The organism is Micromonospora sp. NBC_01638 (assembly GCF_045209745.1).
Taxonomy (GTDB): domain Bacteria; phylum Actinomycetota; class Actinomycetes; order Mycobacteriales; family Micromonosporaceae; genus Micromonospora.
Genome location: NZ_CP109273.1, coordinates 1,190,351 through 1,210,172, shown reverse-complemented (window position 1 = coordinate 1,210,172; position 19,822 = coordinate 1,190,351). Strand labels below are relative to the sequence as shown.

Genomic DNA, 19,822 nt, shown 5'->3' with positions numbered 1-19,822 from the left:
CGGTCGGCATTTCCGCCTCGGTCCCGTGGCCGGTTTCACAGAAGATGCCAGAAGTTCAGCATCTCCTGCGGGTCCCGTCGATCACTGCTAGGGCGCAGCGCGAGCTGGCCTGGCCCCCGGGTCGCGGCAGGCAACGCCACCACCCGGGGGCCGTCCATCAGGAGATGTCGCGCCGACGCATCAGCAGGGTGCCGACCACGCCGGTCACCACCGCGTATCCGATCAGCACGGCGGCGCCGGCCCAGCGCGGCGGGTTGCCCGGGATGTCCGCCCCGGTGACCATCAGCGACGAGGCCAGCGACGGCACCAGCAACTGCAGGTTGTTGATCCAGTCACCCCAGCGATCGGCCAGGATGGCGATCACGAAGATGGCGCCGATCGAGCCGCCCAGGTAGAGCAGGATGCCGGTCACGGTGGCGCCGATCTGGCTGCGGATCAGCACACCGATGCCGACGCCGAACACCGCCCACAGCAGGTAGGCGAGCAGGTTCAACCCGATCGCCCGCCAGGCGGCGTCGTTGCCCAGTTGCGATTCGATCCCGACCGCGTTCAGCACCGCCGAGCCGGCGATCAGGTTGAACACGGTGGTGACCAGCCAGAACAGCAGCGCCAGTATGCCCGCCGCCGCCAGCTTGGCACCCATCACCGCCGTGCGATGCGGTTGGGTCAGGAACGTGGTGGTCACCGTCTGGTGGAAGAACTCGCTGGTCACCACGATGATGCCGAGCAGCATCACGATCAGCAGGCCGAAGAACTGCCCGGTGGTGAACAGGTTCGACGAGAGCGCGTCGGGGCTGGCAACGGCCACCAGGGTGTCGGTCTGGTCGGCCGGCACCTCGCTGAGGTCCCCGTTGGTCAGGGTTTCGGCCTGCAGCCAGTTGATGAGCAGAGTGAGTGCCCAGAGCGGCAGCGAGATGAGCGCGAAGATCCACCAGGTGCTGGTGGTGCGGATCTTGAGCAGCTCGGATCGGACCAGGTTCATCGGATGTCCGCCTTTCCGGCCGTCAGCTCCAGGAAGACCCGTTCCAGGTCGGGCCGTTCCGGGGTCAGTTCGTGCAGCTCCACGCCAGCGGCCAGGGCGGCCCGGCCGACTGTCGGGGCGTCCACTCCGCCGACCAGCAGGACGCCCTGCTCGTCGGTGTCGACGGTGGCCGACTGCGCCTTCAGCGCGGTGATCAGCGCCTCGGCCTGCGGCGTACGGACCCGGATCCGGGCGCCCTGCGCCATCGACCCGAGGACCTGATCGACCGGCCCCTGGCGGACGAGCTGCCCGGCCGCGATGATCACCACGTCGTCGGCGAGCAGCTGCATCTCCGACAACAGGTGACTGGAGACCAGCACCGTACGGCCCTCGTGGGCGAGGTTCTTGAGGAACCCGCGCATCCAACGGATGCCCTCCGGGTCCAGCCCGTTGGCCGGCTCGTCGAGGATCAGCACCCGAGGGTCACCGAGCATCGCGGCGGCGATACCGAGCCGCTGCTTCATGCCCAGCGAGTAACCCTTGAACTTGCGCTTCGCCGCCGGGGTCAACCCGACCAGGGCCAACACCTCGTCGGCCCGCTGCTTCGGCAGCCCGGCCGCCGCGCAGATCACCCGCAGGTGGTTGATGCCGGTACGGCCCTTGTGCGCGCTGGACGCCTCCAGCACCGCGCCGACGTGCCGTAGCGGGTCAGCGAGGTCGGCGTACCGGCTGCCGCTGATGGTGGCCGTGCCGGCGGTGGGCGTGACCAGGTTCAGCAGCATGCGTAGGGTCGTGGTCTTGCCAGCGCCGTTCGGGCCGAGGAAGCCGGTCACCCGCCCCGGCGCCACGGTGAAGGACAGGTTGTTCACCGCCCGAACGCTCTTGTACTGCTTCGTCAGACCGGACACCACGATCTGACCGTCGCTGGTGGGGCTTCGCTGCCCGTCAGTCATTGTTCTCCTCCCGTGCGTGGCGTCGAGGTACGCCGTGGCACAGCGTGACGGCCAGTGGCAACAAGGTCAATTAGACGCGGTCCGTACTGTGCGGTCCGTCGCAGGGTGGAGGCGGCTCCTCCCCAGGGACGACAGCCGGAGTTTAGCGCCCGATCCAGGTGGCCCGTGCCGCGCCGAGCAGGGCGCCGTTCGGGCCGTACAGGCTGGTGTGCACGAGCGCCTTGCGCCCATCGACGCCGAGCAGAGCCCCGGTCACCACGCATTCGTCGCCCGGCCCTGGCAGCGCCGAGACCACGGCGGCGATCCGGCCCAGCAGGTACGGGCGGCCCGGCGCGAGCACCGTCCAACCGCCGGGGCAGTCCAGCGCGGCCCAGACCGTGGCCTCGCTGACCTGCTCGGGTGCCCGGAACGGCGCGGCGGTCCGCCCGTCCGGCAGCCGGCCGGGAAAGATCCGCAGCCCGTCCGCCCGCTGTGGCCCACAGACGTAACAGCCGGGGAACGGATGCTCGACCAGGCCGGGGTAGTGGGCCGCCGCAGCCGCCGCGGTGTCCAGGTCGGCAGGGGGTACGACGGCATCGACCAACCCGGTCGGGCGCACCTCCGCCACCAGCTCGCCGGCCGGGTCGCGGACCTCGCCGCCGACAAGACTCAGCTCGGTCTCCAGGGGTGGTGGCCGGCGCAGCGTCACCTCGACCGGTCCGGTGCCGCCCGCCTCGGCGGCGAACACCCCCGCGCTCCAGCCGCCGTTGCCGGAACCGGGTGGCCCGTTGTAGCGGGACTCGATGCGCATCGTCGACCTCCGGTGGGGCGTGCCGGCGCCGTCGCCGGTCCGTATCGGCAGCCTCGCACGGAGGTGGTCGGACCCATCCGCCGACCGGCGTTCATCCGATCGACACCGGTGGTCCCCGTGGATGGCAACCCGGGCACCTACACAGATCCCATGGCCGTTCTGCATGCCGCTGGCGCACCCCTGACGACCAGCGGATACACCCTGCTGATCGCCGACGACCCCATCCAGGTCGCGGCCGCGCAACGCCTGCGTCACGAGGTGTTCGCCACTGAACTCGGCGCCACCCTCCTTCCCGGCGAGCCCGGATTGGACGTGGACCCCTTCGACGCGTACTGCGACCACCTCATCGTCCGCGAGGACAGCACGGGCGAGGTGGTCGGCACCTACCGGCTGCTGCCGCCCGGCCGCACCAACCGGCGGTACGCCGAGGACGAGTTCGACCTGACCGCGCTCGACCCCCTCCGCGACGACCTGGTCGAGGCGGGCCGGTCCTGCGTACACCCGGATCACCGCTCGGGCGCGGTGATCAACCTGATGTGGGCCGGCATCATCCGGTACCTGCACCTGCGGGGCTCCCGCTGGCTCGGTGGCTGCGCCTCGGTGCCGGTGGCCGACGGTGGGCGGATGGTCGCCGAGGTGTGGACCCAGGCCCAGACCCGGCACCTGTCGCCGCCGCCGCTGCGGGTCCGCCCGCTGCGGCCCTGGTTCGCCGACCAGGCCGCCGCTCACCACCGGGTCGCCACTGCCCCGGTCGCCGCTGCCGATCCGGCCGGGCGCGTTGCGGTGCCGCCACTGCTGCGGGGGTACCTCCGGCTCGGCGCATGGATCTGCGGCGAGCCGTCGTACGACCCCGACTTCGGGTGCGCGGACTTCTACGTGCTCTTCTCCCTGGACCGGATGAACCCGCGCTACCTGCGGCACTTCCTGGGCGAGGAGGCGCAGCGGTGACCGCCGTGCCGCACGAGCTGTGGCGGCCCTCGTCGGGCTGCGACGACGACTGCCTGCCGAGGGCCGGCGAGGTGCCCACGGTGCCGGTGGCCCGACGGGTGCTCCGGTTGGTCGCCGCGACCGGCATGTTGCTGGCCGGGGTCGGACTGGTGGTGCTGCTGCCCGTGCTCCCGACCCGGGAACGGCAGGCGGCGGTACGCGGCTGGGCTCGGGCCAGCGCCCGCGCCTTCGGCGTCCGACTCGTGATCCGGGGTCGGCTGCCCCGGCGGCGGGCGCTGCTGGTCGCCAACCACGTGTCGTGGCTGGACATCCTCGCGATGCTGGCCGTCGCGCCGGCCCGGATGGTCGCGAAGCGGGAGATCCGCTCCTGGCCGGTGGTCGGGCTGCTGGCCGCGGCGGCGGGCACGGTCTTCGTGGACCGTTCCCGGCCGCGGGCGCTGCCGAGCACCGTCGGCCGGGTCGCCGACACGCTGCGCGCCGGCCGGTCGGTGGCGGTCTTTCCGGAGGGTACGACCTGGTGCGCTGGTGATGGCGCTGCCGACTGCCGCCCCGGTGGCGGTTTCCGGCCCGCGGCGTTTCAGGCGGCCATCGACACGGGCAGCCCGGTGGTGCCGCTGCGGCTCGCCTATCGCTGCGAGGCCACCGGGACGACCACCACGGCCGCCGCCTTCCTCGGTGCGGACACCCTGCTGCGGTCGGTGACCCGGGTGGTCGCGGCGCGGGAACTGGTGGTGTCGGTGACCATCGCCGCCGCGCTGCACCCGGCCCGGGACGCCGACCGGCGGTTGCTGGCCCGGGCCGCCGAGTCGGCCGTACACCTGCTGCCCAAGGCGGGTGCCGTGGCGCGGGCCCGGCTGCGTGCGGTGCCCACGGTGACCCCGGCCGTTCCCGTGCCGACGCCGGTCAACGGCCGGGAGCTGGACCTGGCGGCCTGAGGGGAGCGGCAGGCGGCGCGCTCGTGCGGGTGCCCGAGTTGGCCGGCCGGACGACGACCAACTCGCGACCTGTCTTGTGCTGTCGCGATGTATCGCGTTACTGTGCTCCCTGTCAGGCGCGTGTCCGCGCGCCGTCGAGAGGGGGACGCCATGGCCGAATGGACGGTCGAGAGCCCACAGCGGCTCACCATGGACGGCCCGGTCACCCGGCTGAACGTCCGCCTGGTGAGCGGACGGCTCAACGTGGTCGCCACCGACGGCCCGACCCGGATCGACGTCACCCAGGTCGGTCGCCGACCGGTCCTGATCGAGCACGCCGACGGTCGGCTCAACATCCGGCAGGAGCGCGGCCGGGGCTGGTCGGACGTCCTGCGGTGGTTCCGGATGATCCACCGCTATCCGCGGGTGGACGTCTCCGTCGCCGTGCCCGCCGATGTCCTCGCCGATCTGGGCCTGGTCGCGGGATCGCTGGTCGCCTCCGGCCTGCGCCGGCAGACCACGGTCCACGTCGTCGCCGGCCAGATCACCCTGATGGGCCTGCGCGGCAACACCTCCGCGCAGATCACCTCCGGCCCGGTGGAGGCGCTCGGCGTACGCGGCGACCTCACTCTGGACACGGTCTCCGGCGAGGTGATCATTGCCGACAGCGCCGCCGACCGGGTGCGGGCGCAGACCGTCTCCGGTGCCATCACGTGCGACCTGGACAATCCTCGGCGCAGCGAGATCCGGCTGACCACCATCTCGGGCAGCATCACCGTCCGGGTCCGCGAGGACAGCGACCTCGCCGTCCAACTACAGACCGCCTCGGGCCGGATCACCAGTGGCTTCCCGCAGGTGCGCACCTCGACGTTTCCACTGTTCAACAGCGAGGGAGTGCTCGGCGCCGGCGAAGGTAAGCTCTGGGCTTCCGCGACCTCGGGAAGCATCGCCCTGCTCGCCCGAGCTGTCGACGACGATGGGGAGGAGTTGCCGTGACCGCCGTGTTCAGCCACGGACGGCTCCGGCTCTATCTGCTCAAGCTCCTCGACGACGGCCCCAAGCACGGGTACGAGCTGATCCGCCTGCTGGAGGACCGGTTCCTCGGGCTCTACGCGCCCAGCGCCGGCACCATCTACCCCCGCCTGCAACGGCTGGAGGTTGAGGGTCTGGTGAGCCACACCGCCGCCGGTGGCCGCAAGACGTACGAGATCACCGACACTGGCCGTGCCGAGCTGCGCCAGCGGGCCGGCGAGCTGACCGCGCTGGAGGCGGACATCGCGGCCTCGGTGGCGGACCTCTCCACCCTGGCCGGCGAGATCCGCAGCGAGGTACGCGGCTCGGCACGCGACCTCAAGCGGGAGCTGAGCGAGGCCACCCGGCAGACCCGGCGTACCCGCTGGGAGGCACCGGCACCGTCTCCCCGGCCGACGTCGGCCGCCGGGCCGCACGCCGCGCTGCTCGACGAGTTCGACCAGCGGCTGACCGCGTTCAGTGCCGAGGTGGGCCGGCTGGTGCGCGCCCGGCAGTTCAGCGACGGCCAGCTGCGCACCGCGATCCGGCTGCTCGACGGCGCCCTGGACGGGCTGCGCCGCCTGCTGCGCTGACCAGCGGTGCCGAGCGGCCGGAGAAACGGCCGGGACTCACAGGCTTTTTGCAGGAATCGTCCAGCGTAGGCGCAGTGACGTCACCGATGATGGGCACATGCCCGCTACCCAGACCGAGGCGCGTCTGCTCGTCGTCGAGGACGACCCCAACATCCTCGAACTGCTCTCCGCGAGCCTGCGGTTCGCGGGCTTCGACGTAGCCACCGCGACAAGTGGGAGCGCCGCGCTCAACGCCGCCAAGGACCACCGGCCCGACCTGGTGGTGCTCGACGTGATGCTGCCGGACCTGGACGGCTTCGAGGTCATCCGGATGCTCCGCGAGGGCGGCACGCGTACCCCGGTGGTCTTCCTGACCGCTCGGGACGCCACCGACGACAAGATCCGTGGGCTGACCCTGGGCGGCGACGACTACGTCACGAAGCCGTTCAGCCTGGAGGAGTTGACCGCCCGGATCCGCGCCGTGCTACGTCGCACCACGACCGGCGAGCAGGCCCCGTCCCGGCTCACCTTCGCCGACCTCGAGTTGGACGAGGAGACCCACGAGGTGCACCGGGCCGGCCAGCGCGTGCAGCTTTCGCCGACCGAGTTCAAGCTGCTGCGCTACCTGATGCTCAACGCCAACCGGGTGCTGTCCAAGGCACAGATCCTCGACCACGTCTGGAACTACGACTTCCGTGGCGACGACAACATCGTCGAGTCCTACATCTCCTACCTGCGGCGCAAGGTCGACACGACCCAGCCCCGACTGATCCACACCCTGCGTGGCGTCGGGTACGTGCTGCGCAAGCCGGCGGCGTGAACGCGGTCCAGCAGGCGAAGGGACGGGTACGCAGCGTTCCGCTGCGGGTCAAGCTGGTCACCTCGGTGCTGGCACTGGTCGCCGTCGCGCTGCTGGTGATCAGCTCGCTGACCGCCTACTTCCTGCGCAACTACCTGGAGGGCCAGGTGGACGGCCAGATCAGGTCGACTGCCCAGGGTCTCGGCCAGCTGCTCCCGAAGCTGCGCAGCGGGGAAATCAACGCGATGCTGCCCAGTGACTACGTCGTGATCGTGGCCGACGAGCAGCGGGTGTACGCACCCACGTACGACGACCGCAGTCTCGACCTCGACCAGCTGCCCGCGTTCCCCACCAGCCGTGCGGGCTTCGAGGCGGAGGAGGGCGAGCCGAAGACCGTCGTGTCCCATGACGGCTACACCCGGTGGCGGGTGTACTACGCCCCCCAGCGTGACGGCTCCGTGCTCGCCGTGGGGCAGCCGCTGACCGACGTGGATCGGGCGGTGAAGCAGCTCGTCTGGATCGACCTCCTGGTCGGCGGCGCCGTGCTGGTCATGTTGGCCTCGGTCGGCGCGGCGATCGTCCGGACCAGCCTCAAGCCCCTCGTCGAGATCGAACAGACCGCTGCCGCCATTGCGGGCGGTGACCTGACCCGCCGGGTGCCCGACCCGGAGCAGGGGCAGGAATATCCGACCTCTGAGCTGGGCCGACTCTCGCGTGCGTTGAACGCGATGCTCACCCAGATCGAGGCGGCGTTCACCGCCCGAGCCGCCTCGGAGAGCGCGGCGCGCTGGGCGGAGAGCGCTGCCCGGGACGCTGCTGTCGCCGCTCAGGTGTCCGAGACGCGGGCCATCCGCTCGGAGGAGCGGATGCGGCAGTTCGTCGCCGACGCCTCGCACGAGCTGCGGACCCCGCTGACCACCATCCGCGGCTTCGCCGAGCTGTACCGGCAGGGCGCGGCCCGTGCGCCGGAGCAGACCGCCGGCCTCCTGCGCCGGATCGAGGACGAGGCGGCCCGGATGGGGCTGCTGGTGGAGGACCTGCTGCTGCTCGCCCGCCTGGACCGGGAACGGCCGCTCTCGCTGACTCCGGTGGAGTTGCCGGTGCTCGCCTCCGACGCCGTGCACGCCGCCCGGGCGATGGCTCCGGATCGGCGGATCGAGCTGGACATCGAGCCTGAATCGGGCCCGCTCGTCGTCTCGGCCGACGACGCGCGGCTGCGTCAGGTGATCGGCAATCTGGTCACCAACGCGCTGACCCACACCCCGCCGGACGCCGAGATCCGGGTCCGGCTGCGTGCCGAACCGGGGGACCTCGCCGTCGTGGAGGTGGCCGACACCGGCCCAGGCCTCTCGGCCGAGCAGGCGGAACGGGTTTTCGAGCGGTTCTACCGGGCCGACGCGGCGCGCACGCGGCGGGCCGACGGCAACACCGGCACCGGCCTCGGCCTGGCCATCGTGGCGGCGCTGGTCGCCGCTCACCACGGCTCGGTCGAGGTGGCCGACACGCCCGGCGGTGGGGCCACCTTCCGGGTCCGGCTGCCGCTGCTGCCACAGGTCGACGGAGTGGGCGAGTGACTTTCAGGGAACTTCCAGGACGGTTCCAGCGTGATCGCAGTGCCGAGGGAGAAGGTAGTGCCATGACCGAGTTCGAGTCCGACCCGCAGCGCCGGCCGGCCCCCACCGACGCCGAGCCGTCGCACCTCACCGCCGAGCTGCCGCGTGACGAGCGCGCGCAGTCCGACTCCCCGACCACTCCCGTCCCGGCCGTGTCGACCACCGGTGACGCGGAGACCACCGCCTTCACTCCGCCCACGCCGGACGCACCGACCGCCCCCGCCGCGTACGCCGGGCCGCCGGCCAGCGCGCCGCCGGCCGCCGCCCAGCCGACCGGGTACGAGCCCCCGGCCGCCACCCCTTCCGCACCGCCGTACCCGGTCTCCGGCTACCCGGCGGCCGGCCAGCCCGGCTACCCGCAGCCGACCGCCGGCCAGTACCCCGGTCCCCCCTGGCACGCGGGCCAGCAGTCTGGCTGGGCTGGCGGGGGGCAGCCGGGTATGGCGTACCCGCCGCACCAGCAGCACGCCCAGCACGCCCAGCACCCGGGGCAGCCGGTCCCGCCGTGGGGCCCACAGGTCGCGCCGCCCGGCAGCGGCCCCCGGCCCGGTCGGATCGCCAAGTTCGCCGGCGCCGGCGTCGCGGTGTTCGCCCTGATGCTCGGATCCGGCGTGGCCGGCGGAGCGTTCGCGCTCGCCCTCGACGGCGACGGCGGCGGTATCACCCGCACCTACTCCGCGGCCCCGGTGATCAACGGCGCCGACCTGCCGAGGATCGCCGCGTCCGTGCAGGACAGCGTCGTCTCGATCACCACCGACAGCGGTGAGGGTTCCGGGGTGGTGCTCAGCGCCGACGGGTACGTGCTGACCAACAACCACGTCGTCGCCTCCGCCGCTGGCGGCATCGTGCGGGTGGTCTTCGCTGACGGCAAGACCGCCGACGCGAAGATCATCGGTACGGACCCGAAGACCGACCTGGCGGTGGTCAAGGCCAACGGGGTGAGCGACCTCAAGCCAGCCAAACTCGGTGACAGCGACGCCATGCAGGTCGGCGACCAGGTGCTCGCCCTGGGCAGCCCGCTCGGCCTGCAGGGGTCGGTGACCTCGGGCATCCTCAGCGCCCGGGACCGCACCATCCGGGCCGGCGAGGGCCAGCAGCAGGACCCGACCCAGCAGGGCCAGCCCGTCAGCTCGATCTCCGGTCTGCTCCAGACCGACGCACCGATCAACCCCGGCAACTCCGGCGGCGCGCTGGTCAACACCCGGGGCGAGGTGATCGGCATCAACACCGCCATCGCGACCTCCGGGCAGAGCACCGGCAACATCGGCGTCGGGTTCGCCATCCCCAGCAACAAGGCCAAGGACGTCGCGGGCAAGCTCCAGCGCGGCGAGAAGGTCAGCCACCCGTCGCTCGGAGTGGGCGTCAACCGGGCCGAGGGCGGTGGCGCGCTCGTCGCGTCGGTCACCGCGGGCAGCGCGGCCGAGAAGGCCGGCCTCCAGCGTGGCGACGTCGTCACCCGGTTCGGTGACAAGCCGATCAACGATTCTGACGACCTGGTCGGCGCGGTGCAGGCCGGCAAGGTCGGCGACCGGGTCGAGGTGCAGTTCAAGCGGAACGGCGTCGAGAAGTCGGCAACCGTGACGCTTGCCGAGACGTCCTGACGGATATCTGAACCTGCCTCCTCCCGCTGGCGGCGGGTGGCGGGGCCGAGGGGGTCGGCTCCGTCACCCGCCGCTTTTTCCGCCCGGACGGCGGTTCACCCGGATCGGGTGAACCGCCGTCACCCCTCTGTCCGACAGGTTCGGTGGGCGCGTAACCGAAACCGGGGGGTGTCATGACCGACGATGTCCGCGACGACGGGCGGATTCAACGCGACGTCCTGGCGGAGCTGGCCTGGGACGCCCGGCTGCAACCGAACGAGATCGGCGTGACCGTGAACGAGGGCGTGGTCACGCTGACCGGGTTCGTGGACGGCGCCGCCCGCAGTTGGGCCGCGACCCGGTGCGCTCAGCGGGTTCGCGGCGTACGGGCGGTAGCCGACGAGATCGAGGTGCGGCTGCCCGGCACGCCGGGGCGTACCGACGCCGAGGTCGCCCTCGCCGCCTCTCGCGCGCTGGAGTGGGACAGCTTCGTGCCCGCCGAGCGGCTGGACCTGACCGTGGCGAACGGCTGGCTGATGATCCGTGGTGAGGTCGAGTTCGGGTGGCAGCGCCGCGCTGCCGAGGGGGAGTTGCGCCGGCTCGACGGCGTACGGGGGATCACCAACCTGATCGAGGTACGACCCCCGGCTCCACCCGCTGAACGGCTGCGTCGGGACGTCCAGCGGGCGCTGCTGCGCACGATCGGCGCCGAGCGGGTGACCGTCGAGGTGGATGGCGACACCCTGGTGCTCGCCGGGGTGGTTCGTTCCTGGTGGGAACGCGACCAGGTCGAGCGGGTGGCCTGGTCTGCGCCGGGAGTGCGGGTGGTTCACGACCAACTTCTGGTCGGCGGGTGAGCGTCGTCCACCTTGTCCGGTTTACCCGGGACGCCACAGGGAACCCGCCGCCGACCACGCCGACCGGCGGCGACACCGCGCCGGGGACCAACGGGGAGGACTCGTGGCCGTGAACCACCCGCCTGCGGGCCGCCCGAAAAGGCGGTTGTTGCGTATCGCGATGGTGGTTCCGCCATGGTTGTCCGTGCCGCCGCCCGGCTACGGCGGCCTTGAGCAGGTCGTCGCCGCCCTGGTGGACGAGCTGACCAGCCAGGGGCACGCGGTGACCCTGTTCGGCGCCGGCAGCCAACACGGCACCGCCGCCGACGGCTTCGTCTCCACCGTTCCCGAGGTCCAGTACGAGCGGCTCGGCGAGTCACTGCCGGAGCTGGCCCACCTGGCCCGGGTGAAACGGCTGATCACGGCGGCCGACTTCGACGTGATCCACGACCACACCACGATCGGCCCGCTGGTCGCCGGCCGCCGGGCCGTGCCGACGGTCGCAACCGTGCACGGCAACCCGGTGGGGGAGTACGGCGACGTGCTCGGCGACATCGACCCGGGTGTCGCTCTGGTGGCGATCTCGCACGCCCAACGCCGGCTGAACCCTGGCCTGCCCTGGGCCGGCACGGTGCACAACGCGCTGGATATCGGTGGCTTGCCGCGTAAGACCGAGCCCGGCCCGGGGCCGGTGCTGTGGCTGGCCCGGTTCAGCCCCGACAAGGGTCCGGACCTCGCCATCGGGGCGTGCCGGGCAGCCGGGTTGCCGTTGGTGCTGGCCGGCAAGTGCAACGAGCCGGCCGAGCGCCGTTACTACGAGCAGGTCGTCGCGCCGCTGGTCGACGATGACGTGACCGTCGTGCTCAACGCCGACCGCCCGGAGATCCTCCGGATGCTGGTCGACGCCCGTTGCCTGATCATGCCGATCCAGTGGGATGAGCCGTTCGGCATGGTGATGCTGGAGGCGATGGCGACCGGCACACCGGTGGTCGCGCTCAACCGGGGTGCGGTGCCGGAGCTGGTCCGGCCCGGGCTGACCGGGCTGGTCTGTGAGCAGCCGGAGGAGCTACCCGCGGCGTTGCTCGCTGTCGAGCAGCTCGCCCCGGAAGACTGCGTGGCACACGTCGCGGAAAACTTCTCGGCCGAGCGGATGGCGTACGGCTACGCGGAGGTCTACCGGCGCTTCGCTGCCGGGCGACACGACATCCGCGAACCGGCCCGGGTGTCGGCCCGCTGACGCTCCCGACCTCGGCGTCGCCGTCCGGTCAGACCCGGGCCGCACCGAGCTCGGCGATGGCGGCGTCGAGCTGCTCCGCGTACGCCGGACTGATGCCCCCCTCACCGAGGCGAACCGCGACCTTCTCGCGCAGCCGGGCCACCAGCGGCGCCAGCTCGTTGCGGCCGGAGCTGACCGCGGCGGTCAGGTTGCGCAGCTCGTTGCGCAGGTCGAGGCCAACGTCGACACGGATCTCACCGGCACTCAGCCCGGCGCCGATCAGCCCGTCGACCCGGTTGGCGGCCTCGACCAGGGTGCCCGGATCCGAGGCGGGTGACCTGGTGCTCGGCTTCGTTGGCGATGCGGCGGTCGGCTCGGGCGACGCGGAGAGCGGCGGGTCGGTCGACGACGTCGGCACCGGGCCGACCGTGGGCTGCGTCCGGTGTGTCGGCTGCTCATCGGGCAGCAGGGCCACCCCGGCCAGCGCCACCCCGATCGCCAGGACCAGCAGCAGCGCCAGTCGCCGTCGGGACCAGCCCGACCCGGCCGCCGTCTCGTCCGACCCGGCCGCCGTCTCTTTGGCCACCGCCGGGACGGCGGCCGGCCGTGGCGGCAGGGGCCGGGTGGGCACCCGGATGGTCGCGGCCGGAGGATCGGCCGGCAGCAGTTGGTCGCGTAGTGCGGTGGCCACCTGCCGGGCGGTCGGCCGATCGGCCGGATTCCGGGCGAGGCTGCGCAGGCAGATCCGGGCCACCGGCGGGGGCAGCTCCGGCAGCTCGGCCAGCGTCGGCGGCGGGCCGCTGGCCAGCGCGGCGCTGAGCTGCTCCCAGGTGTCCGCCGGGTACGGGACCCGGCCGGTGAGCGCCTCGTGCAGCAGTACGCCGAGCGAGTAGACGTCGGTGGACGGCTGGGCCGGTGCGCCGTCGAGCCGTTCCGGGGCGACGTACGCCGGGGTGCCGAAGGTCTCGCCGTCCTCGTCCTCGTCAGGCGCGCCGATCCGGGTGGCGATGCCGAAGTCGAGCACCTTGACACCCGTCCCGGTCATCATCACGTTGGCCGGGGTGATGTCCCGGTGCACGATGCCGAGCCGGTGCGCGGCGGCCAGCGCGTCCGCGACCTGCGCGCCCACCTGGACCGCTTCGGCCCACGGCAACGGCCCCTCGGTGAGTCGCAGCTTCAACTCCTCCCCGCTGAGCAGCTCCATCACCACGAACGAGGTGATCGAGCCGTCCGGGGCGACCGTCTCGCCGTAGTCGTGCACCGAGGTCACGTGCGGGTGCACCAACTGGGCGGCGGCCCGGGCCTCATCGCGCACCATGCCCCGAAATCGCACGTCGGCGGCCAGCGACGGGGCGAGCACCTTGAGCGCGACGACCCGGTCCAGCACCTCGTCCCGGGAACGCCAGATCACTGACATGCCGCCGGCGCCGATCTGGTCGAGAAGTCGGTATCTGCGGGCCAGCAAACGGCCCGGATGCAGTGCTGCCTTCACCGATCGCACCTGCCTCAGGGGTGGGAGCGGTATCAGGTTGCGCGAATGAGTCCGGCCTGTCAACGCCGTTGCCGCACCCGTTCGACGGGCGGCGCCTGGCGTGCGCCTACCGCCCGGCGACGGCGGCCGACCGGCGGGCTGCGGTCCCGTGCCAGGATGAGGGGCATGGCGGGGGGACCGGTGGCGTTCGTGCTCGGCGGAGGGGGAGTGCTCGGCGCGGTCGAGGTGGGCATGTTGCGAGCGCTGTTCCGCGCCGGCATCCAACCCGACCTGGTGCTCGGCACCTCGATCGGCGCGGTCAACGGCGCCCTGGTCGCCGCCGACCCGTCGGAGGCGGTGACCGACCGTCTGGTCCGGCTCTGGGCCTCGCCGGAGGCGAGCGAGGTGTACGGCGACTCGGTCGCCCGGCAGCTGCGCCGTTTCGCCGCCCGCACCCACCTGCACTCACCCCGGCCGCTGCGCCGCCTGCTGGAGACCGAGCTGGGGGTGGACACCACCTTCGCCGATCTGCGGGTGCCGTTCCGCTGCTGCGCCGCACACATCGAGCGGGCCGCCGAGCACTGGTTCGACAGTGGCCCGGTGGTGCCGGCGGTGCTGGCGTCGGCCTCGGTGCCGGGCCTGCTTCCACCCATGGAGATCAACGGCGCGCACTACGTGGACGGCGGCATCGTCAACTCCATTCCGATCGGCGAGGCGGTGGCCGTCGGCGCCCGCCAGATCTTCGTCCTCCAGGTGGGTCGGATCGAACGGGACCTGACGCCGCCCCGACGGCCGTGGGAGATCGCGCAGGTCGCGTTCGAGATCTCCCGCCGGCACCGCTTCTTCCGGGAGATGGCGGCGCTGCCCGAGGGGGTGGAGGTGCACGTCCTGCCGACCGGAGGGCTGAACCCCCGCGACGACACCCCATGGGCGTACCGGGACATGGCGGCGGTGGGGCGGCGGATCAGCCGGGCGTACACCGCCTCCCGGCGCTACCTCGCCACCCATGTGGAGCGGTGATGCCGTTGCCCCCCAGGTGGCTGCGTCGGCTGTTGATCGCCCCCGCCGTGGTGGTGCTCGCGTTCGTCGTGGTCACCACATTGCCGGTCTGGGCGCTGCTCGCCGCCGCCGCGTCGCCGCTGGTCCCGGGCCGGTTGCGCCCGCTGCGGCTGCTCTGGATCAGCTGCGTCTACCTGGTCTGGGATGCCGCCGCGCTGCTCGCGCTCTTCGTGCTCTGGGTCGCCTCCGGCTTCGGCTGGCGGGCCCGGTCCCCGGCCTTCCAGCGCGCACACTACGTGCTGGCCGGCTGGTTCCTGCGGGTGCTGTTCTGGCAGGCCCGCTGGACACTGCGGTTACGCATCGACGTGGTCGGCACCGACCCGGACACCGCGCTGCCCGGCCGGCCCGAGTTGGTGCTCTGCCGGCACGCCGGGCCGGGCGACTCGTTCATCCTGATCCACGGGCTGGTCAACTGGTTCAACCGGGAGCCACGGATCGTCCTCAAGGACAGCCTCCAGTGGGACCCGGCGATCGACGTGCTGCTCAACCGGCTGCCCAACCGGTTCATCGCGCCGACGCCGGAGCGCGGCGAGGAGACGGTACGCCAGGTCGGGCACCTGGCCGCCGGCCTGGACGACAACGACGCGTTCGTGATCTTCCCGGAGGGCGGCAACTTCACCCCCAGGCGACGACTGCGTGCCATCGCCCGGCTGCGTTCCCTCGGCCTGGAACGGATGGCCCTGCGCGCCGAGCGGATGCGCCACGTGCTCGCCCCGCAGCCCGGCGGGATGCTCGCCGCGCTGGACGCCGCCCCGGACGCCGGGGTCATCTTCGTCGCCCACACCGGGCTGGACCGGATGCTCACCGTCGCCGACGTGTGGCGGGAACTGCCGATGGACAAGCGGATCGTGATGCGGTTCTGGTCGGTGCCGCCGGAGGACGTACCGACCGGACGGCAGCAACGCATCGACTGGCTCTTCGACTGGTGGGCGCAGATCGACGCGTGGATCGCGGTCAATCGGGACAATGCCGCGTAGGGTGCGGTCGTGCAGCAGATCTGCGTGGTAACGACGGTGGTGGATGCGCGTTCGGTTGCCGACGTGCTGGCGGCCGCAGCCGTCGCCGGTCGGCTCGCCGCCTGCGCCCAGGTGGGTGGTCAGGTGGACAGCACCTATTGGTGGCGGTCCGGAGTGGAGACCAGCACCGAATGGTCGGTGCAGTTCAAGACCTCGCCCGATCGGCTCTCCGCGCTGGTGGACCAGATCCGGGTCAGCCACCCGTACGAGGTGCCGGAGATCCTGGTGTCCAGGGTGGCGAGCGGCAATCCCGACTACGCCACCTGGGTGTTCGAGCACACCCGCCCCTGAGTACGCGCACTCTGGCCGCGCCCCGGTCGGCTGCCGATGATGACCGGGTGGATGAGACCCGCTATCCCTGCCCCGCCTGCGGTGCCCCGGCCGATCTGAGGACCGGTTGCGCCGGCTGTCGGCGCGCGCCCGACCCGATCGCCGCCGAGGTGGTCCGGCTGAGTCGGGAGGTCGCCCAGCTCGAGCCGGAGGTGGACCGGGCCCGTCGCGTGTACGTCGAGCTGGCCGGACGACTGTCGGCCACGTCGCGGCGGCGGGCTGAGCTGGCAGCGGTCGTCCGCGCCGGGTTGGCCGCTCCCGTCGTGGCGCGGCCCGTGACTCTCGTCGGGTCGGCGTCGCCGCCCATCGGCCCGGTCACCACGGCGGAATCGGCGCCGGGTGCGGCGGAAACCTCGACCCGGACCGTCCAGGGGCTGCTCTTCGTCCTCGGTGGACTCCTGCTCGGCACCGCCGCGGTGGTGTTCACCGCGGTGGCCTGGGCGGCGGTGGGGGTCGGCGGGCGGGCGTTGTTCCTGGCCGCGTTCACCGCGCTCGCCCTGGCCGTACCGCTGCTGGCGGTCCGCCGAGGGCTGCGCGGCACGGCGGAGACGTTCGCCGCGGTCGGGTTGCTGCTGGTGGTGCTGGACGGTTACGCGGCCTGGTCGGTGGACCTGGCCGGTGTGGCCGGCTGGCCGGGCAGCCGGTACGCCGCGCTGGTCGGGGGGGCCAGCGCGGCGGTCGCCGTGTCGTACGGCCGGTGGAGCAGGTTGACCGGGCCCTGGTTCGCCGCCCTGCTGACCGCCCAGCCGGTGTTGCCGCTGCTCGCCGTCGAGGCCGAACCGGGTGCGGCCGGTTGGGCGCTGGTCCTGCTTGGGGTGGCGCTGCTGAACCTGGCCGTGCTGGTCGCGCTGCACGGCCGGGACGGGGTGGGGCAGCTCGTCGGCCGGGTGTTGGCCGGGATCGGCCACGTCGCCGCGCTCGTCGGTGCCGCCACCTGCGCCCTCGTGCCGCTGATCCTCGGTCGGGCGGCGGGTTCGCCACTGCTGGCCGGGCTGCCGCTGTTGCTGGTCGCGCTCACCGGGCTCGGTGCGGCCTGGCTGGTCGGTGGGTGGGCGCTGCGGTCGGTGGCCGCCGGGCTGCTGGTGCCGGTGCTCGCCGTCGCCCTGCTGCGTCCGGTGGCCGAGCTGCGGCCGGCACTGCTGCTGATCGCGGCGGCGACGGTGGCCGTCGGTCTGGCGGCGGCCGTGCGGCTGCTGCCGGACCTGGCCGGGCCGGCGCGGCAGCGGCCGACCTGGGCTGGATCGGGGGTGCCCGATGTCGGCGGTTGGCGGACCGGCCCGGGTGCCGGTGCGCTGCTGGTCGCGGCGGTAACGGCGCAGCTGGCCGTGCTGGTCACCGCCGTGCTCGCGGTCGCCGCCGTCGGCCGGTCGCTGCCGCCGTGGCGCGGGGCCGGGACGGGACCGGACCTGGACTGGGGCTGGCAGTTGGCACCCGCCGTGGCGTTGGCGATCGGCGCGACGGTGCTGCTGATGCCCCGGGGTGCGCGGGCGGTGCTCGCCACGGCCGGCGCGGTGGCAGTGCTGCTCGCCGTGCCCGCCGGCTGGACGGCTTCCTGGCCGCAGGTGGTGGCCGTCGACCTGGTCGGCGGGGTCGTGCTGCTGCTCGCCGTGCTGGCCCGCCCGGCGACCTACCCGGCCTCCCTGCGCACCCGCGCGCTCGGCGGTGCCGTCCTGCTCGGGCACGGGCTGCTGGTCGCCCTGGCCGCCCCGTCCGGCGTCCTGGTGGCGCTCGGCGTCATCGCCGTGGTCGGGCTGGCACTGGCCGTACGACGGGGCACCGGGCCGTACCGGCAGGTGGCCGGCGTAGGTCTGCTGGTCGCGCAGCTCGCGCTGCCCTGGGCCGCGGTGGTGGCGCTGTTCGCCGCGGGCGCGCCGCCGTGGTGGCAGGCCCGGCTCGCGCTGGCCGCCGCCGGGCTGGCGCTGGTCGCGGTGCTCGCGGCGCGTCGCCACCGGGTGGAGCTGACCGGGTACGCGGTGACCGGCGCCGTGGTCGCGGTGACCGTGCCGGGACTCGCGCCGCTGGTCGTGGCGGGGAACGAGCCGCTGGCGCTGTACGCCGCGTTGGCGGCGCTGGGCGTCGCGCTCGTCGCCCGCTGGGACCGGCCGCCGGCCGCCGATCACAAGTCGGTCCGGTCGGGTGAGCCGCAGGAAGTTGGATCGCCGATCGGGGCGGCGCCGGCTGGGGGGCTGGCGGTCGGGGGGCCGTCGGTGACCGGCCGGTCGGGTGTGGTGGTGGCGGGTGGCGCGCTGGCGGCGGTCGCTGTCCTGGCGGCCCTGCCGGCGGTGCTGGCCGCGCTCGTGTCGCCATACAGCCGGGGGCGGGTGTGGTCGGGGGTGCCCACGCTCCTGGCCGACCCGACGGTGCTTCCCGCCGGGTTGGCGCTGGTCGTGCTGGCGGTGGCCGCCGTGCTGGTCGGTCGACGGGTCCGCCCGGCGGTGCTGCCCGCGCTGCCGTTCGTCGCGGCGGCGCTTCCGGTGCTGCTCATCGCGGTCGGCGCGCCGTGGCCGGTGCTGCCGGCGGCTGTCCTGCTCGCCGGGTTGGCCGCGCTGCTGCTCGCCGCTCTGGTCGCGCCTCGCCCGGCGCTCGCACCGATCGCCGTACCGGTGGGGGCGGTGCTGGTCGCCTCCGGTGTGGTGGGGCTGCTGGCCACCCGGGCCGGGACGCTCGCCGCCGAGGGGGTGCTGCTGGTGGCGGCGGTTGTCGTCGCCGTCGGGGCGCGCATGGTCGAGGTGCGTATCGCCGGTTGCCTCGCCGCGGTGGGTGCGGCATCCGCGCTGGCGTTGACCGCCCCGCTCGCCGCAGGGCTGCCGTTGCGGGCGGCCGCGTACCCACTGCTGGCGGTGGCCGCACTGGTGCTGGCCGTCGCCGCCGCGACCACCCCGCCGCGGGCGGCCGCAACCACCCCGTCGCCCGCCGACGCGGCGACCCTGCCGCAGCCGGTCGCGGCCATGCCGGCCCCGGCACGGGTCGGGCGGGTGCTGGACGCTGCCGCGCAGGCGGTGGCGCTGGTGGCGGCGGTGCTCGCCGTCGAAGTGGCGCGGCACCTCGCCACCGTCTGCGTGCTCTGGGGTGTCGCCGTCGCGCTGCGGCTGCTGCGCCGGGGTGAGCCGGCCGGCCGGCGGTGGGCCTTCGCCGGCATCGCAGCCGGCAGCGAGTTGCTCGGGGCGTGGGTGTTGCTGGCCGCCGGCGGGGTGACCGCGCTGGAGGCGTACACCCTGCCGGCTGCGGCGCTCGCACTCGGCGCGGGTCTGCTGGCGCTGCGCACCCGACCCGGGCTGACCAGCTGGCCGGCCCTCGGCCCGGGGCTTGTCGCGGCGCTGCTGCCGAGCCTCGTGTCGGTACTGGCCGGTCCGGACCCGCAGTCGGGGCGGCGACTGCTCCTCGGCGCGGCGGCGCTGGGCGCGGTGCTGGCCGGCGCAACCCGCCGATGGCAGGCACCGGTGCTGCTCGGCGGCGGGGTGCTGGCGCTGTTGGCGCTGCACGAGTTGGCCCGAGGATGGGACCTGCTGCCCCGGTGGATCTACCTGGGTGCCGGCGGGTTGGCGCTGGTCGGACTCGCCGCCAGCTACGAGCGGCGGCGGCGTGACCTGGCTCGGTTGCGCGCCGCCGTGGGCCGGCTGGGCTGAGCCGGACCACAGGGGTAGGGCTCGCCCTACCTCCCATTCGGGGGTTGTCTGGGTTACTCAGCGCGACCGTGAGCCGGAGACTTGACAATAAGCCCGAACCACTCCGGTACGGGCGCAAGCGGAACGG

The 19,822-nt window shown here is 73.3% G+C and carries 17 protein-coding genes; 13 read left to right on the top strand and 4 right to left on the bottom strand.

Annotated elements, in window-relative coordinates:
* Window positions 1-157 precede the first annotated feature (157 nt).
* From OG811_RS05595 to OG811_RS05585, 3 genes are all read right to left on the bottom strand, one after another.
* Window positions 158-982, bottom strand: coding sequence for an ABC transporter permease (locus tag OG811_RS05595; RefSeq protein ID WP_406072641.1), 825 nt, complete (start codon window positions 980-982; stop codon window positions 158-160).
* Window positions 979-1,914: an ATP-binding cassette domain-containing protein gene (locus OG811_RS05590; RefSeq protein WP_406072640.1), complete on the bottom strand. Its 936-nt coding sequence runs from the start codon at window positions 1,912-1,914 to the stop codon at window positions 979-981. The genes OG811_RS05595 and OG811_RS05590 overlap by 4 nt, the downstream gene beginning before the upstream one ends.
* 142 nt (window positions 1,915-2,056) lie before the next feature.
* Window positions 2,057-2,704, bottom strand: a complete 648-nt coding sequence (locus OG811_RS05585) for a hypothetical protein (protein WP_406072639.1) — start codon at window positions 2,702-2,704, stop codon at window positions 2,057-2,059.
* Window positions 2,705-2,854: 150 nt separating this feature from the next.
* Between OG811_RS05585 and OG811_RS05580 the strand changes: the two genes are divergently transcribed.
* The 9 genes from OG811_RS05580 to OG811_RS05540 all read left to right on the top strand — a co-directional run bounded on the left by OG811_RS05580 (window position 2,855) and on the right by OG811_RS05540 (window position 12,214).
* Window positions 2,855-3,652 (top strand): GNAT family N-acetyltransferase, encoded by a 798-nt coding sequence (locus OG811_RS05580; protein WP_406072638.1) that lies wholly within the window; start codon window positions 2,855-2,857, stop codon window positions 3,650-3,652.
* Entirely contained in the window at window positions 3,649-4,587 is a 939-nt protein-coding gene (locus OG811_RS05575) for a lysophospholipid acyltransferase family protein (protein ID WP_406072637.1), read from the top strand. The genes OG811_RS05580 and OG811_RS05575 overlap by 4 nt, the downstream gene beginning before the upstream one ends.
* Before the next feature lie 150 nt (window positions 4,588-4,737).
* Window positions 4,738-5,562: a DUF4097 family beta strand repeat-containing protein gene (locus OG811_RS05570; protein WP_406072636.1), complete on the top strand. Its 825-nt coding sequence runs from the start codon at window positions 4,738-4,740 to the stop codon at window positions 5,560-5,562.
* Window positions 5,559-6,170, top strand: coding sequence for a PadR family transcriptional regulator (locus tag OG811_RS05565; RefSeq protein ID WP_406072635.1), 612 nt, complete (start codon window positions 5,559-5,561; stop codon window positions 6,168-6,170). Before OG811_RS05570 ends, OG811_RS05565 begins: the two co-directional genes overlap by 4 nt.
* Before the next feature lie 97 nt (window positions 6,171-6,267).
* On the top strand, window positions 6,268-6,969 hold the full coding sequence (locus OG811_RS05560; protein ID WP_030336721.1) for a response regulator transcription factor: 702 nt from the start codon (window positions 6,268-6,270) through the stop codon (window positions 6,967-6,969).
* A complete protein-coding gene (locus OG811_RS05555; RefSeq protein ID WP_406072634.1) occupies window positions 6,966-8,522 on the top strand; it encodes an ATP-binding protein in 1,557 nt (518 codons plus the stop codon). Before OG811_RS05560 ends, OG811_RS05555 begins: the two co-directional genes overlap by 4 nt.
* A 62-nt stretch (window positions 8,523-8,584) precedes the next feature.
* Complete coding sequence (locus OG811_RS05550; RefSeq protein ID WP_406072633.1) at window positions 8,585-10,162, top strand: S1C family serine protease; 1,578 nt, start codon at window positions 8,585-8,587, stop codon at window positions 10,160-10,162.
* Between the two features lie 173 nt (window positions 10,163-10,335).
* Window positions 10,336-10,998 carry a BON domain-containing protein gene (locus OG811_RS05545; protein ID WP_406072632.1) on the top strand — a complete coding sequence of 221 codons (663 nt, stop codon included), beginning with the start codon at window positions 10,336-10,338 and terminating at the stop codon, window positions 10,996-10,998.
* A gap of 160 nt (window positions 10,999-11,158) precedes the next feature.
* Window positions 11,159-12,214, top strand: coding sequence for a glycosyltransferase family 4 protein (locus OG811_RS05540; protein WP_406072631.1), 1,056 nt, complete (start codon window positions 11,159-11,161; stop codon window positions 12,212-12,214).
* 28 nt (window positions 12,215-12,242) lie between these two features.
* Here OG811_RS05540 and OG811_RS05535 read toward each other — a convergent pair whose 3' ends face one another.
* Entirely contained in the window at window positions 12,243-13,685 is a 1,443-nt protein-coding gene (locus tag OG811_RS05535; protein WP_406072630.1) for a protein kinase domain-containing protein, read from the bottom strand.
* Window positions 13,686-13,850: 165 nt separating this feature from the next.
* Here OG811_RS05535 and OG811_RS05530 point away from each other — a divergent pair, with 165 nt between their 5' ends.
* From OG811_RS05530 to OG811_RS05515, 4 genes are read left to right on the top strand one after another with little or no spacing between them, the layout of a single operon-like run.
* Window positions 13,851-14,684, top strand: coding sequence for a patatin-like phospholipase family protein (locus tag OG811_RS05530; protein ID WP_406072629.1), 834 nt, complete (start codon window positions 13,851-13,853; stop codon window positions 14,682-14,684).
* Window positions 14,684-15,700: a 1-acyl-sn-glycerol-3-phosphate acyltransferase gene (locus OG811_RS05525; RefSeq protein ID WP_406072627.1), complete on the top strand. Its 1,017-nt coding sequence runs from the start codon at window positions 14,684-14,686 to the stop codon at window positions 15,698-15,700. The genes OG811_RS05530 and OG811_RS05525 overlap by 1 nt, the downstream gene beginning before the upstream one ends.
* A gap of 9 nt (window positions 15,701-15,709) precedes the next feature.
* On the top strand, window positions 15,710-16,030 hold the full coding sequence (gene cutA, locus OG811_RS05520) for a divalent-cation tolerance protein CutA (protein ID WP_406072625.1): 321 nt from the start codon (window positions 15,710-15,712) through the stop codon (window positions 16,028-16,030).
* Between the two features lie 47 nt (window positions 16,031-16,077).
* On the top strand, window positions 16,078-19,695 hold the full coding sequence (locus OG811_RS05515; protein WP_406072623.1) for an SCO7613 C-terminal domain-containing membrane protein: 3,618 nt from the start codon (window positions 16,078-16,080) through the stop codon (window positions 19,693-19,695).
* The last annotated feature ends 127 nt before the right edge of the window (window positions 19,696-19,822 follow it).